Below are 15488 nucleotides of genomic sequence, written 5' to 3'. Positions count from 1 at the left end.
GGAGACAAGGGAGACAAGGAAGAAGGATTTTACCAACTACCAATTCGCAATTACCAATTACCAAATCACCAATTCCGAATTCCGAATTCCGAATTCCGAATTCGACTTGCCATTGCCCGCGATCGCGCTTTTAATTTCTATTACCAAGACAATTTGGATTTATTGCAACAATTAGGGGCAGAACTTGTATTTTGGAGTCCCTTAACCGATCCTGAATTACCAAAAGATGTTTGTGGGATGTATTTTGGTGGTGGATTTCCTGAAGTTTTCGCCCAAGAATTAGTAGCAAATAGAGGAGCGATCGCTTCAGTAAAAACAGCTATATTGACAGAAATGCCTACATATGCTGAGTGTGGGGGATTAATGTATTTATGCGATAAAATTATTGATTTTGATGGTAATTCTTGGACAATGGTAGGCGCTATTCCCACCGCTGCTACAATGAGTTCTCGCCTTACTCTAGGATATCGCCACTGCGTTGCGCTTCAAGATAGTCCCTTGTTACAAACAAACGATACAGTCTGGGGACATGAATTTCATCGTTCTGCTTCAGAATTACCAATCCAACCCCTATTTCAAACCCAAGGATTCAGCACTTCCCCAACTCCCGAAGGCTGGCGACTCCCCAACCTACACGCCTCTTACATCCACCTCCATTTTGGTACGCGCCCCGACATTCCCGCCCGATTTTTACAACACTGTGGTTCTTGGAGAGATTCAAGGGTATTGAGTTAATTCCGAATTCCGAATTCCGAATTCCGAATTCCGCTATTCTCCTCGATCGCCTGACAACACTCATCAACCCCAGCCCGTTGCTGCATCATACCAACTAAAGCCTCATAAGCAGACCAATTTGTCTGCAATAAAGTCCGTGCTTGTAAAATCGCCCAACGTTGCTTTTGCTCCACAGCGCTGGCTGTATATCCTAAAGGAGTCAAAACCATTCCTAACTTCTGGCGATCGTCTGCTCCCCCTTCGGTGTTACTGTAAACTAAATCTTCTGCGGCTAGACCTGCCATCCAAACGGTACAATAACGGTCTAGCATCTGAGCTGTCAGCATACCCCGATCTAACTGCGCTGCTAACTCTCGATCTTCAAAACTGACACCACCTAAACCTGGTTGTTTCTGCTTCAAAGCCTCCCACGCGCTGAGAGTATAACCAGTAATCGGGATATTTAATAAATGCGCTACCAAAAAATGTCCCGCTTCGTGGCGAACAATGCGATCGCGGTGTTGGGGTGAAAAACTCGCCAGCCAGTCTAAAACTAAATTACCACCTTTGCCTTGAAAACTGAAGCTATCTAGTGTTGCAATTGCCAAAATGCTGAATGTAGCAAGTGCTGGAATTGTGGGGGAAAAATGCAACAAAGGACTTAGTAGCGTCGAAAGCGTCATCGCGAAGATGGAAATAGCAACTAAGTTTAGGGCAGTCTGGTTCATACTTAAGATAAATATAACTACAGTTATTTCTCTTATTATCTCGCGAATGGAGATTGAAACATGAACGGTAGCCTAACTGTACGTGCATTGAAGCTTGATGATGCCGAATTCGAGCAAGTCGTTCGAGCAAACCCAGAGTGGAATTTTGAACAAACAGCAGCAGGAGATTTAGTTATAGTGCCACCTACTGGAGGAACATCAGGAAAGAAAAATTTAAGCCTATCTAGGCAATTTGGTGATTGGGTGGAAGAGAACTTGGACAGAGGTGAAGGATTTGATTCTTCAACTCTGTTTATTTTACCTAATGGCGCTAAACGCTCACCCGATGCCAGTTGGGTACAGCGAGAACGCTGGGATGCTTTAACTCAACAGCAACAGGACGGTTATGTACCCCTGTGTCCAGATTTTGTAGTAGAGTTGCGTTCTCCTACAGATCGCCTTGAACAACTACAAGCTAAAATGCGAGAATATATGGATAATGGAGCGCTTTTGGGTTGGCTGATTAATCCTCAAGATCGCCAAGTAGAAATATATCGTCAAGGGCAACAAGTAGAAACTCTACAAAATCCTTCTACTTTGTCTGGCGAGGATGTATTGCCAGGTTTTACGCTCAATTTACGGCGAATTTTTACTTAGTAAAATATTATTTGATGCAAACAGAATTGCGTCGAGAAGCAGAAACATATATTTCCCTGCAAGCACCGCTATCTGGTTATAAAGCATTAGTACCAGCCAATTTACAACAAGCCTCCCATATGACTATTGCTAACCTCTACTGGTATTTCCAAGCTAGAGATGAATCGGTAGCCACGGTGGAAGCATAACAAACCCACCCTTACAGACATCCTACTAAAATGCGATCGCAAGTTTATGTCTGCAAACATCTACCCAATGACAGATGACAAAATGCAATCGCAAGTTTATGTCTGCAAATATCTATCTAATGGCAGACGACAAACTATCTAATCTGCGTTAAGAACACGCTTGTCGTATACACTAAAGTCACAAAACCGTCATCGTTACGATTTTTAGCATACAACTGCCGTAAATCTGCAATCAATCGCTCATAGGCTGCACCAGCGCGGGGGATGTACGATGTACTCATTGCCCGACCGACAACCCCATCAAAATCGAGTCGCTGTCGATAGGCAAATCTATACTGCTGGACATCAGCAAACAAGCTACTCCTGAGTAAAGGCTCAATCGCCATCCGCCGCTGTTCGGCAGGATGATAGCCAGAAGCAACTTTAATCAGATGAGTATACTCTGCTGTAAACTTGTCATGGCGATCGCGTTCGTTCCACACTACAGCCAATCTTCCTTCTTCTGTTAAGATCCGGCGAAACTCTAGCAGCGTCGGTTCTGGATCGAACCAATGGAAAGACTGAAAGCACGTTACCAAATCTACAGCAGCATCAGCTAAACCTGTTGTTTCAGCAGTCCCGTCTCGAAATTCTACTAAAGCATGGGGTGCAGCTGCTTGCCTCATTGGTGCATTTGGTTCGATTGCTATGACTCGCACTCCCTTTTCTGCTAGCAATCGCGCTGCAATTCCCGTTCCCGCACCTATATCTGCGGCAATTAGTTGTGATGGCGATAATCCCGCTAAGACTCGCTCGATTGCAGCTTGAGGATAACTCGGACGATATTTTACATAATCCCCCACGCGATCGGAAAATCGATCGACTGGATTCATCGCATATAAAGGTGTTGCATCTAGATTAAATGTATTTTGCTCAGACATAAGTAGGAATCATAAGGGACAAGAAACTATCGATACCTAGCTACTTCATTACCTGTAATGCCAATTGTAGAGTGCAGGCGCAGTTAAGTTCGCGGCAGAATAATTCAAAATATTTTGACCGAAGTATATTGATTTGCAAATTTATCTATATTTTATTGTTTCAAAATCGCACATGTTCTTGAAAAGTTAAAAAACATTACCGCAAGGTAGTTAATTCTAATCATCAATCTGTAAAACTGAAAAAATACTAAGTTTTTCTTAATGCAATCGTTTGCTACGTAGCGAATGTAACGATTCTGCTTGCCCTGTCAATCGTGGGGATTAGTCTATACTTGAAGTAAGCAGCGGTACAACTCTAGATTCTAAATTGGAAATTTGGAGCTTCTCGTTCACGGACATAGAGATTCTACAGGCAATTTTCTCAATCTCATTGACTCTTTTAGATGTTGAGCGATAGAGCGAGAGCGCGAGCGGCAAGATAAGTATTTCAACGTTGATTTGCTCTTGTCTTGTGTTACTTCATACATTTTTGCATGTCAAGATTATCTGTTTTTAGTTGGTGATAATTCATACACTCTTAAATGCTGATATGACTTGCTTTCAGCTTGTGATACTTCATACATTCTCGAACGCCAATATAAGACAGTTATCTCATCCTTGATACGGATGTCTGCATCATTTTCTTACATTAAGCTGAGAATTCGTAAGTAATAATTGGTAAATACCACTAGCGAGAGGTTATGAAAGACGGAAACGCCGAAAAAGCTCCTGCCCATTACCTGAGAAATGACCGCTGGGTAAGCAATCGCCAAGAATCTGTGGTTGTATGAAAAAATTTGTAAACTTGTATATGGAGATACATTATAAATTTTCTCAGTATAGGTATGCTAATAAAGTGCAGAAATAATCCATAAAATATAGATATATTGTCTCTGCAAGCGAGCTTAAAAGCCGAAATCAATAGATAAACTCTACTCCAAAGCGAGCGTGCTGTGATTTTCTAAACCAGACAATATAGAGGAATATTAATAGTTGAGCCAGGAGAGGTTATACATCTTTATAGAGGAATATTAATAGTTGAGCCAGGAGAGGTTATACATCTTTCTAAAAGCTAACAGTACCTAAATGTAGCGATCGCTCCGAACAACTGAAGAGGAAGCAAGAGCGCGATCGCAACAGTGCAGTTAAATTTATCTTAAAAAATAGAACTTGAAAAAAATTGAAAAAAGCATTTGACAAATACCAATAAATTCTGTTATTTTTTTAGTATTGAAAAGCCAGCAAATATTTAATGAATTTTCTGAGTATTTATGGCTTGAATTTACAATAGAAATTAATTAGGAATATGCAAGAGGTATTCAGCGCATGTGGCGCTGTAGGTTGTAAGAGAAGACACCGAGGAGTGCACTTTTACAACTTCCATAAAAAGAGTATGCGTACTCTTTAGGTGGACGAATTATTATCGATAATAAATTATCGATAACTTGCAAGTCTGCCAGGAGTTAAATTATTTTTGAATGAGAATAAACTTGAGGCTGTTAGGAGTGAAAGCTAATCAACTCTAACAGCTTTTTTTATGGGTAAATCTCGCTTATAAATAAGCGAGTTTCTCGCTCATTCTAGTTTTCGTAAATTTGTTGTTCTTAATTGGTAAGAAAACCAAAAAAAGAGTTAAAAAGGAAGTAGTAAATTTTATGAGTCAACCTGTAGTGATGGTTATCGATCCAAAACCCGAACTTATAGGAGAGATTAAGAAAGATTTGCAGCGTTCTCATCAAAAACTGAGAATATTATATGCGAATTCTCCATTAGAAACATTAAAAAAATTGAAAGATTCGCAGTCGTCTAGCGATACGCTAACGCTATTAATCGTAGAACAAAAAACCTTTCAAATAGTCGCTGCCGATCTTCTACAATTAGTCAGAGAAATGTTTCCAAAGGTGCAACGCTTGACGCTCAAAGTCCACGATAGCGACGATTTGCCGAGTTGCATTCCCATTCCCACAGCTTTTGTAGTGAGTACCAATGAGGTAGAGACTGCGCTGCCAGATTTACAGCTAATGGCGCACGCGAGTTAATTCACCAACTTACCTCCGAGCGTCATGAGATTTTGTGGTTGAAATTCGGTAAATTTTAGATTGATTCCAGCAAAGTTATATTGGAGCAAGATTCTAGTTAAGCATGAGTTTTGAGTGACAGAAAAGATGTTCTGGCGGATGGTATTTTTGTAGTGATTCAAAGGGATTTCCAATGCCTGGAAAACGTAGCAGCCGCAAACAAATACAGCATTTTTGCTGTCCTTACTGCGATCGCCGTTTATGGCGAGCAGGTAGCACAAAACACTTTTTGTTCTATACAGAAGCAGCTCAAATCCGACAATATGTAAATGTGTCTCACAAAAGCGCCGCTTTGCTTGCTAGTCAAGGTGCTTATGTCGATCGCAATTCCTGGATTGAAGAATTTTTTTGCGGCGAACATGGTAAGCTGTGGCTGAAACTCAACCGTAATCCAGCAGGTCAATTAACTTCGCAAATAGCTACAAGTAAAGATTGGCAGCAATCAACTCAAACGATTAATCCAGAAGTGCCAAACCCTTCAGTGAGTGAATATAGTTATCGCATGAGTCGAGCGCCAAGTGGTAGGCTCTCCTATTGCAGGAGATAAATCGCTGCCATCTATCAACGCCTGCCTCCGTTCTTGTTCGACTTTAGGGATGCATCGCGATCGCTACTATAGGCTTGATAGGCTTGGTAAAACCATTCAAAAAATTCGTTTAACTCTTGCTGTTGAATTTTAACCTGACCCGCATCTGAGGTCTGCACGAATTCTTCTAGCAAAGCTTTAGTTGCGTGCAAGCAAAGGTGGCTGGCATCCCGTAACTGCCGAAAATCAATCTTCTGCGAGTCTGACGCTGGCAAGTCACGAGCAGCAGAATTAATATAATTCAGATGTACGTCCAGCAAACTAGCCGGCGTAATTTTTTGTGCTATGCGCTGTGCTGGATTGCTGAGAAAATTCAATCCTAATAATCTAGCGCGCTTAGCAGTTGTATTGGCTGTCTCCATACCCCACGTATCTGCCGCTAAGTTTGTCAGCGTTCGATCGGTTGCTGGCTGTTTTTGTTCGGAAATAAAAGCTTTCAGGCGATCGCGCAACACGAGCAGATCTAAATTCTGGGGGAGGTGCACTAATTGCGTTTCGACTTCTTGCAGCAGCAGGCGAGCCTGGTAGACAGAGGCAGCAATATAATCGGTAAAAGTTTCTCGCTCGGCAGTTTCTAATAAATAAGTCAGCGTCACTGCCGTGTCCCATAACTCTTCTACCAGAAATTGGCTGCCAGCGTCATCGTAATGAATTTCTAGTAAAACGTAAGAGTTGTAAGTGCGAATCAGCTTAGAAAACAAACCGACTACAGCTATAGTGTAAGGTTCGCTCTCTGAACTGACAACTAATGCAATTGCAGACTGAATTTCTTGCAGGTAGCTATATAAAGTGCGAGCGGCATGGAGAAAAGCATGACTGAAGGCAGGCTCCGTCTTATCGAGTAAGTGGACGAGTGGTAAAGTAATTCTCTTATCTAGCTTATGGGGTAAGTTTTGCTGCATCTATCCTCTGTCCGCAAAAATAGCTCTTTACCTTCTAGCGATACGCACTTTCCTATTGATAAATTGACAATTCAAGTCCGTAAATCCTAAACTAAGCGCTGCGTATCTGTCAATCAAAACTTTGAGACTGGCATGGAATTCACTCATTCAAAGGAGAGTTTTCACCTCACCTTCGGTTGAGAGGCTGTCCTCCCAGTGCATCGCTCGATACTAGATCGAGAATATTTTCTAACCTCATCCCTATGAATCTGAAAGAGTGCTAGCCTCTGATGATAACACGCTCAGTGCTAGCTTATATCCTGCTACTCCTTTGAAAATTTGATTCAAATCGTGCATTAGCGACAATTTTTGCTAAAAACTTCGTTCTCAAAAATACTGCTTTATTCAGTATTTTTGAACGAATCCCAAACAGAAATTGCAGTTCATTCAATATTGCTCTTGACCACGTTACAAGATAGCACTTATATATAAATCTTTCTTCAGTGATAAGCATTTAGTTATAAGTACTATTATGGGTTTACTTCAATATGGCTATATTTTGTTGGTATTACAAATCGCGATCGCTAATAGCGGGCGATCGCATGACAGTGAGTAGTTGATTATTCAACCTAACATTTAAATGTTTGGATGCAGACTGGCAAGAGTACGAACTTTCACAGGGTAAATCTACAATTTTTATCCACCACCTTTTACCCATATGGCAGCTTGTGTCTACAAAAAAGAAACAATGGATTACCTTTAAAGTTTCGGAGTTAGAAATGCAAGCCCTCGAAGCTTATTGTCAACAAACTCAACGCACAAAAACAGATGTTTTGAGAGATTTAATTCGAGGTTTACCAACCTATACTAACTCGCGTTCCGCAACCAGAGGCTTTAATCTCAACCAACCTCCCCACCCTGAAGAAGACCCCGATTTCTAAATTCAAATCTTAGGAAAACTATCATCAAGATTTTGCTCGGTTGCCAGGGCAAAATTTCTGTTTTTAGGGGATTTTTGTGGTTAACCCTCGTAGTGTCCAGGGTTATTATTGGTTTCAGCAAGGGAATTGAAGCTACCACTTAACTTTACCGTGACAAATGAAACCTATTTCTATTGAACAGCTCATATTGACTCAAAATCAACAATATACTCGCCAGAAACAATGGATTACCTTCAAAGTTTCTGAACTAGAAATGCAAGCCCTTGAAACTTACTGCCAGCAGGCTCAAAGAAGTAAAACAAACGTACTGCGAGAAACAATTAGGCAATTACCAACCTACAGCAGTTTTTCGACAAATTCATAGCTAATTGCTATCAGTTCTAGTTCAAATTTTAGTCAAGGGTGTGTTGAGACATATTGTTGAGACATATTTGTAACTTGAAAAACATCTGTTGAGATTAAAACAGAAGATATCAGAGTACAGGTAGGCTTGGGACAAGAGTGTAATTAATCTCACCCGACAAATTTGCTCTTCAACTTTATTAGTTGACCTATTTACTTCTTTGCAAGTTATTAAGTCAAACCTCGGTTGCAACAAGAGAAACTCTAGTCTTAGACAAATAATTGTCAGCTATTGTCAAGCATTGATACTTTTGTTACTTCCACTACCAAACTAGAACGAGATTCAAGTATGAAACAGATATTCAGTATTGCCCGCAAGCACTGGTTGCCACTGCTTGGATTTAACAGTGCCGTGCTTGCTGCCACAATTTATGCAGCGTTCTATGCCAGCACGAGCATTCCTCCAGTCTGGACAGCTAATGCCAAGTTAAATCTTCCCCAAACAGGCGGTTTAAGTGCGAATCTCGGTCCTTTAGGTAGCACTCAAACCACAGCGCTCAACTTTAAAGATGTCAGCCCTTTGGACGTGCAGTTAGCTATTTTAACTAGCGATGCCGTGATGAAGCGCGTGCAGGCAGTTGACCCCGAAAAAAGCTTGTACTCGAAGGTGAGTAGCTTCAGCCAGTTATTTGTCGTTACCCCACAGCCAGCAACAACGTTGATAGAAGTGGAAGCTCAGGGTAGTCGCCCCGATCTAGCTTACAAGCGATTGTTTACCTTTCTTGAAGTCTATCAACAACGACTCAACGAACTGCGTCGCAAAGATGCAGAAGTCCGAGTGCAGTATACCCAAGAAGAGCTGGAACAAGCTCGTCTCAATCTCAACCAAGCGCAAGCTAATTTATCGAATTTTCAGCGCTCTACCGGACTAGTTGACAGTCCCGAACAATCTAAGGGGTTGATTTCAGCAATTAACAATTTGAAAACGACGCAGGCAACGCTGATCGCACAGGGACAAGCTAATGCCACGCAAGCTCAAGCTGCGGCAGTCAGTCTCGGGATTACGCCTCAACAAGCAATGAATTCTCTGCGTTTGGGCGAGAACAAAGAGTATCAAGCCACCCGCACTCAACTCTCGCAATTAGAGTCAACTATGGCAGTCACCCGCAGTAAGTATAGAGATGATAGCCCGCAGGTGCAATCTTTATTACAGCAGCGCCAACAGTTACTCCGCCAGCTCAATCAGCAAATTGCCGTGGCAATTCCAGGTGCTAGACCCGCGCAAATCGATACAACTCTAGGTAATGGACCTAACGATAGCCGCCTAGAACTGATGGTAGAGTTGATCCGAAATCAGACCTTAGCTCAAGGGGCGCAGCAACAGGCGAAGCAAATTCAAAAGCAAGTTGACAAACTCAATACTGAACTCAACTTCATCACGAAAAATCAAGCACAGTTGTTAGACCTCCAGCGCAAGTACGAGATTGCCGAAGGCGTATACAAAGGCATTATTGCTCAAAGCGAGCAGTCAAAGACCAATCCTTTTAACGCCTATCCAAACGTGCAGACGCTCAACGAACCCACCATCGACCCCAGACCATCCATACCTAACTTAAGGCTGATTACCACTGGTGGTATACTCGCTGCTATTTTCGGCAGCATGGCTCTAATTTTCTTCCTAGAAAATCGCAACCCATTGCTCAAACCAAAAGATTTACAGCAAGTGGAACTCCCAGTTTTGGGCAGCATTCCCCATCTCAAACAACCCAGCATGGAACGAAATTTAGCAGCCGAAATCGATATCGAGTTTCAGCGCTTGGCTTCATCTATCTTGATGCTGGAACACCCATGTTTGATGGTGACTAGCGCCACTGCTGGCGAGGGTAAGACCACGGTTACTCTGGGGCTGGCTCTAGCCTTAGTGAACTTCGGCTTTCGGGTGTTGGTAATCGATGGCGATCTGCGCAAGGCAGAAATGAGTCGGCGCTTAGGGAAAAATCGGATCAAGAGCGCAGCAAATGCTAGTCCTCCAATGCCAGTTTCCGTTTCCCCAGGTTTTGACTTGCTACCAGCGTTATCTATCCCCAAGCAGAAAATTCCTGAATTCTTTGCCCGTGGTAGTTTTGAGCGCAATATCAAAGCCCTGCGCGAGTCCGGTGGCTACGATTACGTATTAGTAGACAGCCCTCCAGTCGGGCTAGCCAGCGAGACGAATTTAATGAGCGCAGTGGTATGCAACGTCTTGTTTGTTTTGCGTTCTGGCACGAGCGATCGCTATCCCGTGATGAATAGCTTGGAACAACTGACGCGGTATAACGCGCGGATTATGGGTCTGGTAGTCAACGGATCGGACTCCCATACCTCAGTTTACCGCTACGGGTACGGACGACAACGAGAATTACTAGAACACGAAGCTTAGGTGTTGCGGAGATCATGACTCAGCTGTACAGACCTAAATCCACGATCGCGACAACGGCATCAGCATCAGATCGCCAGCTGTTTTTCTGGGGCTGGATGCGCTGGGAAGCTTTAACAGCAGGAGAACGTTTTGTCTGTGCCTTTATCATTCTCATACCAGTGCTGTGGGTAGTAGGCATTTACAAGTACATGACATCTCTCCTGATCGTATGCATTGCTGTTTATGAATGGTGGAAGCATGGAGAAATACGTCTCAAGCCCCCGATTACGGCAGTCGTTGCCGTGTTTATCTTCTGCATCTATCGAATAGCCCAAATGCTGATCAATTTTGATGCTCCCAACAAAGGCAGCATATCTGGTCTCCTGATTACATGGTTTAGCTACGCATTGCTGCTGTGGTACATTCAAAGCAATAACGTGAGATTGCGCTTAGAACCGATCGCCTGGGCTTGTACGGTCAGCATAGTGCAAATGCTTGGGTTTTGGTTGTTGCTGCAATATGTCTTGCCAATCAGCCTTTTCCAGCCTCCTAGCATACCTAACTTGTTTGGATTGGTTACGGGTAAAGCAGCAGGAGAAAACCTCTTAGCTCCCTATCAGGGCGATATATCGGGGTACTACCGTCCGAGCTTATTTTTTGTCTCCGCACAACTTTTTGCTTTGATTGTAGGATGTATTGGCTTAATTGCCTTGGAAATCAAAAATCGGATTTGGTCGCTGCTGTTACTTTTAGGCAGTGTTTTCCTCATCGTTATCAGTTTGAGTCGGGGTATATGGATAGCTTTTCCGATCGCTATTTGGTTTCGCTACCTCTTTAGCGCCTACAGTCAACCTCGAAATCGTCTCATCTTGTTTGCGGTGATGGCTATAGCCAGTTTCACTGTATTATCAATTGCGCCATTCACCCACTTTTTAGTCAGTAGCTATACAGACATTACAGCCCACGTTTCTCAGTTTCGGGCATCATCCACTGAATGGCGTGCCGAGATTTACAGACAGACTTGGGAAGCATTTCTAGAACAGCCGATCTGGGGTCAAATCGGCAAGGGGCAGCCCGTCAGTATGGCTGGCGGCGAGGCAAACGTCGTCGGCTCCCACAGCGTCATTTTAGGCAACTTGTTGTATGGCAACGGCATAGTCGGTACGGGAATTTTTGCAGTTTTCTGGATATCTTTGTTTGCGTGGTTGTACAAGACCCGCTCGGGAAGACCTCTAACAGTTTTTTGCGTGATGATCATGTTCACCCTTGCCGCTGCTACGTTAGGAGCAATGTGGTTTTCACCTTTTCCAGCGTTGACTCTGTTGCTATGCATTGCCATCCGGCAACCTAAACTCAAACCTGCTGGAGAGGTGCGATCGTGGCTAAGCTCTTAGTTCTACCAGGATGTCAAAACACCTTAGGGGGTACGACAGTTTCCCTATCTTTGATGCTCAAGGGATTTGAACAATGTGGCATCTCCGAGCAGTTATGCGTTTTAGTCAAATCTAACTCGTTGATGGAGCGGTATTTGCGGCAAGTCGGTCAAACATCTTATCTGCAAATCATCCAAGAACGGGAGTTTATGAAGCACGCGCTGCGTTGGGTGAGCGAGCAACCTAAAGATTATCCCCTGTTACTGGAAAACTGTGTCGTGCGGAAAATTTTGCCGAGCTTGATCCTGGCTGCACCCGCATTGCGTTTGAGCGGTCGTCCGGTTTACCATGTCTTCCGCGACCAAACCCGATCGCCTAAATTACTGGGTAACTTGGCTAGAAAGTTAGCTTTTGCCTGCCTCTCTCCCCGCGCCATCTGTAATTCACACTTCACGGCGGCGCACGTTAAGAGTTTAGTGTCCGAGATTCAGGAAATCCTTTATCCACCCATCGATCCGCAACGGTTTAACGATAGCCCCGCGACTAGCTCGCCGCCAGCAAATTTACAGCCTATCCTCAATTCAGGAGCGCGGCTGATGCTGACACCTTCGCGAATTACCGCACCCGAGCAGGTGAACGACAAAAATCTGCGATCGCTACCTCTGGTCTTAGCTCAGCTCAAAACTCTCGGTCACAACTACCACGGAGTCGTGATTGGCGAGGATGCTTCCCCTGGTCAGTCGCTGACTCGCGCTCTGCTCGATCGCGCCCAAAGTTTAGGAGTGGCAGACCGCTTCACGGTTTTACCAGCCACATTTGCGATCGAGGACTACTACAAGTATGCCGATGTCGTCGTCACCCTTGCACCGCGAGAGCCTTTTGGTCGCACGGTGGTAGAGGCGATCGCCTGTGGCGTACCAGTCGTCGGAAGCAATACTGGTGGCATCGGTGAAATTTTACAGAACTTCGCGCCCGAATGGGCTGTCGATCCTCACGATCCTGTTGCTGCGGCTGAGGCGATCGTGCGCCTGAGTGCCGACCTCAACACCCCGACTACGCTCGTTCAGGGCAGGCGATGGGTGGAGACTTACTGTAGTGCTGTGGGATACGCCCGCGCGATCGCCAGAATTACGGGTTTAGTTTCCCTAGATGCAAGCGATCGCTTGCGCTCTGGCGATGAAAATTGTTTTTTAGCCCCAACATCTGGGATATGATAACTCATCTGCAACGGCACGAGCGTTCTAGCCAGTTGGAAACATCTCCGCTCGTCAGTGTCATCATTAATAACTATAACTACGGACGTTTTGTTGCTAAAGCCATTGATAGCGTTTTGGCACAAACGTACAAAAACGTTGAATTAATCGTCGTTGATGATGGTTCTACGGATAATTCGCGGCAAGTTATTGAGTCTTATGGCGATCGCCTAATTGCCATTTTTCAGGAAAATTCCGGGCAAGGAACCGCATTGAATGCCGGAATTGCCCGAGCTAAAGGCGAAATTATTTGTTTTCTAGATGCTGATGACTTCTTTCACCCCGAAAAGATAGCAAGAGTCGTCGCCACGTTTGCCGAGCATCCTGAATGGGTGCAGCTCGGTCACTGCTGGACTTCTGTAGATGCCGAGGGAGTCCCAATTGGCAGCAGCACTTCTAGTATTCTCAACCAAGGAGATGTCCGCAATTTGTTATTGCAATGGGGAAGATACGCTACAGCAATTACTTCTGCACTGGCATATCGCCGTACAGTTCTCCAGCAAGTCCTACCGATTCCGACACAACGAACTGAAGCAGCAGATACTTATTTGACGGCAACCGTTCCCTTTTATGGCGAAGTGGGTAGTATTAACGAACCACTCATGTTCTATCGCATTCACGGCAAAAATCGACAAGCCCACAGCGGTAACTGGTCGCGGATGCTGCATCAGCGCGAGTTAACTGCTGCCTACGTCGATCGCGCAGCTGCCAAAGTCGGACTCGTCGAGCGCTCTAATCTCCAGCAGGATGTAGACTATCGCAGTTTCAAAGCTATCGAGCGAGGTAAAGGCAGTTGGATCGGAGCATTGCAAGTCGCGTGGTTGTCCTGGCAAGAAAGTCAGGCAATCGGGCGGAGTATGAAGGATACCCTCGTCAGGTTAGTGTTTCGTAGTACCTGCACTCTATTTCCACAGCAGGGTATCTTGCTGCTGCGATATGGGTTGCGCGGTTACGTGCGTTGGAAATTCTTGGGTCAAGCACCAAAAACATAAAGCAAACCCCAATGACTACACAAAGTCTTGCTCTAGATGCTGCGTCAGCCAGTCAAGCACCCGATATTCTGATTGTCTCTCGCGTTTTTCCCCCCGATCCAGGCGGAATTCAAGATTACACCTACAATCGTTGTTTGCAAGACCCCGATCGCGCGATCGTTTTAACCGCCGCTCACCCAGGAGACAAGGAATTCGATCGCCTGCAACCATTTCCAGTCCATCGTTGGTTAGTGCCTGGATTTCTCCACACTTTTTTCGATCGCGCTGGTTGGTTGGGTGGTGTCCTCAAGCAGCTGCTCTACGCGATCGAGTCGTTTATTGTTGCCCTCTTACTCTATCGTCGCTATCGCTATCGATATATTGAATGGTTTCACGGCTTCGATTTTCCCGTGCTATTACTGCTGAGTTATTTGCTACCGATCCGGTTTTTTATCTATTTACATGGAAACGATCTGCTCTGTCCTTTAAGCAATCCCATTTTTCAGGCTTTATTCCAGCACACGCTCCAGCGGGCGCAGGGTATTGTTTGCAATAGTCGTTTTACCCAGGACTACTTAAAAGATCGCTGTCAGTTGAATACGCCTACATATATTATCAATCCCGCGATCGGCGTTGAGAAGTTTGGCAATCTCGACCGCGTTCCCAGCCTTCGCGCCGAGTTGCGCGCTCAGCACGGCATTCCTGAAACAGCGGTAGTCCTTCTCTCTGTGGGGCGGCTGGTTCGTCGTAAAGGATTCGATCGCGCGATCGAGAATTTGCCCGCACTGGTGGCTGAAGGCATCGATGTCTACTATTTCATCTGCGGTCGAGGTCCAATGGAGTCCGAGCTAAAGTCCCTCGCAACTCGATTGGGTGTGGATCGCCGCGTGTTCTTTACCGGATACGTTCCTGACGAGCGATTGGCTAGCTACTATGCAGCCTGCGATTTATTTGTCATGCCAACCTTTTTTGATGCCGCAGCCAAAAGTATCGAAGGTTTTGGGATTGTTTACCTCGAAGCTGGATACTTTGGTAAACCTGCGATCGCGGCACGGCTGGGTGGAGTAACAGATGCAGTTCGCCACGAAGAAAATGGTTTGCTCGTAGACCCAAATTCTCCCACAGAACTTGCTAATGCTCTACTGCGTTTGTGTCAAGACCGACAGTTACGCGAACGGCTTGGTAGCAGGGGTAAGGAATTAGCAGAACGCAAACCCCTGCACCGATTGGTTTACGTACAGGAGATCCAGAGATCTCGATCCCCCCTAGCCCCCCTTAAAAAGGGGGGATGATAAAGCCCCCTTAAAAAGGGGGTTGGGGGATCTCTTCTGCCTAACTTCTAACATCAACCAATCAACTTACAATCAAAATTTTCCAGCCACCAGTCACTAGCCACCAGCCACTCGCCTCTCACCTCTCCTCACACACACCGGAGTTCAA

The 15488-nt window shown here is 44.8% G+C and carries 14 protein-coding genes and 1 pseudogene; 12 read left to right on the top strand and 3 right to left on the bottom strand.

From position 1 onward, the window contains the following. A pseudogene (locus tag C7Y66_RS06040) lies at positions 1 to 735 on the top strand (cobyrinate a,c-diamide synthase); the annotation flags it as partial. Here the strand turns inward: C7Y66_RS06040 and C7Y66_RS06035 are convergent. Then, positions 732 to 1442 (bottom strand): ATP-dependent Zn protease, encoded by a 711-nt coding sequence (locus C7Y66_RS06035; protein ID WP_106544869.1) that lies wholly within the window; start codon positions 1440 to 1442, stop codon positions 732 to 734. The pseudogene C7Y66_RS06040 and the gene C7Y66_RS06035 sit on opposite strands and share 4 nt — an antisense overlap. Before the next feature lie 60 nt (positions 1443 to 1502). On the opposite strand from C7Y66_RS06035, the gene C7Y66_RS06030 reads away from it, so the two are divergent. Both C7Y66_RS06030 and C7Y66_RS06025 read left to right on the top strand, forming a co-directional pair. Then, positions 1503 to 2078, top strand: a complete 576-nt coding sequence (locus C7Y66_RS06030; protein WP_106544868.1) for a Uma2 family endonuclease — start codon at positions 1503 to 1505, stop codon at positions 2076 to 2078. A gap of 14 nt (positions 2079 to 2092) precedes the next feature. Further along, positions 2093 to 2266 carry a hypothetical protein gene (locus C7Y66_RS06025; protein ID WP_199197261.1) on the top strand — a complete coding sequence of 58 codons (174 nt, stop codon included), beginning with the start codon at positions 2093 to 2095 and terminating at the stop codon, positions 2264 to 2266. Between the two features lie 134 nt (positions 2267 to 2400). Here the strand turns inward: C7Y66_RS06025 and C7Y66_RS06020 are convergent, their stop codons facing one another. Beyond that, positions 2401 to 3186 (bottom strand): class I SAM-dependent methyltransferase, encoded by a 786-nt coding sequence (locus C7Y66_RS06020; protein ID WP_106544867.1) that lies wholly within the window; start codon positions 3184 to 3186, stop codon positions 2401 to 2403. 1694 nt (positions 3187 to 4880) lie between these two features. Between C7Y66_RS06020 and C7Y66_RS06015 the strand changes: the two genes are divergently transcribed. Continuing rightward, a complete protein-coding gene (locus C7Y66_RS06015; protein WP_015152843.1) occupies positions 4881 to 5264 on the top strand; it encodes a hypothetical protein in 384 nt (127 codons plus the stop codon). 172 nt (positions 5265 to 5436) lie between these two features. After that, positions 5437 to 5850, top strand: a complete 414-nt coding sequence (locus tag C7Y66_RS06010; protein ID WP_015152842.1) for a hypothetical protein — start codon at positions 5437 to 5439, stop codon at positions 5848 to 5850. Positions 5851 to 5864: 14 nt separating this feature from the next. Here the strand turns inward: C7Y66_RS06010 and C7Y66_RS06005 are convergent, their stop codons facing one another. After that, positions 5865 to 6791 (bottom strand): hypothetical protein, encoded by a 927-nt coding sequence (locus C7Y66_RS06005; RefSeq protein ID WP_106544866.1) that lies wholly within the window; start codon positions 6789 to 6791, stop codon positions 5865 to 5867. Positions 6792 to 7498: 707 nt separating this feature from the next. Here C7Y66_RS06005 and C7Y66_RS05995 point away from each other — a divergent pair. The 7 genes from C7Y66_RS05995 (at position 7499) to C7Y66_RS05965 (ending at position 15340) form a co-directional block, all read left to right on the top strand. Further along, positions 7499 to 7711 (top strand): molybdenum-pterin-binding domain-containing protein, encoded by a 213-nt coding sequence (locus tag C7Y66_RS05995; RefSeq protein WP_106544873.1) that lies wholly within the window; start codon positions 7499 to 7501, stop codon positions 7709 to 7711. Positions 7712 to 7868: 157 nt separating this feature from the next. Beyond that, positions 7869 to 8075 (top strand): hypothetical protein, encoded by a 207-nt coding sequence (locus C7Y66_RS05990; protein WP_015152839.1) that lies wholly within the window; start codon positions 7869 to 7871, stop codon positions 8073 to 8075. A 327-nt stretch (positions 8076 to 8402) separates the two neighbouring features. Next, positions 8403 to 10472, top strand: a complete 2070-nt coding sequence (locus tag C7Y66_RS05985) for a tyrosine-protein kinase domain-containing protein (RefSeq protein WP_106544865.1) — start codon at positions 8403 to 8405, stop codon at positions 10470 to 10472. Between the two features lie 14 nt (positions 10473 to 10486). Then, complete coding sequence (locus tag C7Y66_RS05980; RefSeq protein WP_106544864.1) at positions 10487 to 11845, top strand: O-antigen ligase; 1359 nt, start codon at positions 10487 to 10489, stop codon at positions 11843 to 11845. Next, on the top strand, positions 11830 to 13038 hold the full coding sequence (locus C7Y66_RS05975) for a glycosyltransferase family 4 protein (protein ID WP_106544863.1): 1209 nt from the start codon (positions 11830 to 11832) through the stop codon (positions 13036 to 13038). The genes C7Y66_RS05980 and C7Y66_RS05975 overlap by 16 nt, the downstream gene beginning before the upstream one ends. Beyond that, on the top strand, positions 13035 to 14069 hold the full coding sequence (locus C7Y66_RS05970; protein WP_106544862.1) for a glycosyltransferase: 1035 nt from the start codon (positions 13035 to 13037) through the stop codon (positions 14067 to 14069). The genes C7Y66_RS05975 and C7Y66_RS05970 overlap by 4 nt, the downstream gene beginning before the upstream one ends. A gap of 11 nt (positions 14070 to 14080) precedes the next feature. Continuing rightward, a complete protein-coding gene (locus C7Y66_RS05965; RefSeq protein WP_106544861.1) occupies positions 14081 to 15340 on the top strand; it encodes a glycosyltransferase family 4 protein in 1260 nt (419 codons plus the stop codon). Positions 15341 to 15488: the final 148 nt, after the last annotated feature.

It is taken from the genome of Chroococcidiopsis sp. CCALA 051, from assembly GCF_003015105.1.
In the GTDB taxonomy this organism is placed as follows: domain Bacteria; phylum Cyanobacteriota; class Cyanobacteriia; order Cyanobacteriales; family Chroococcidiopsidaceae; genus Chroococcidiopsis; species Chroococcidiopsis thermalis.
This window is presented reverse-complemented; position numbering and strand designations above follow the sequence as displayed.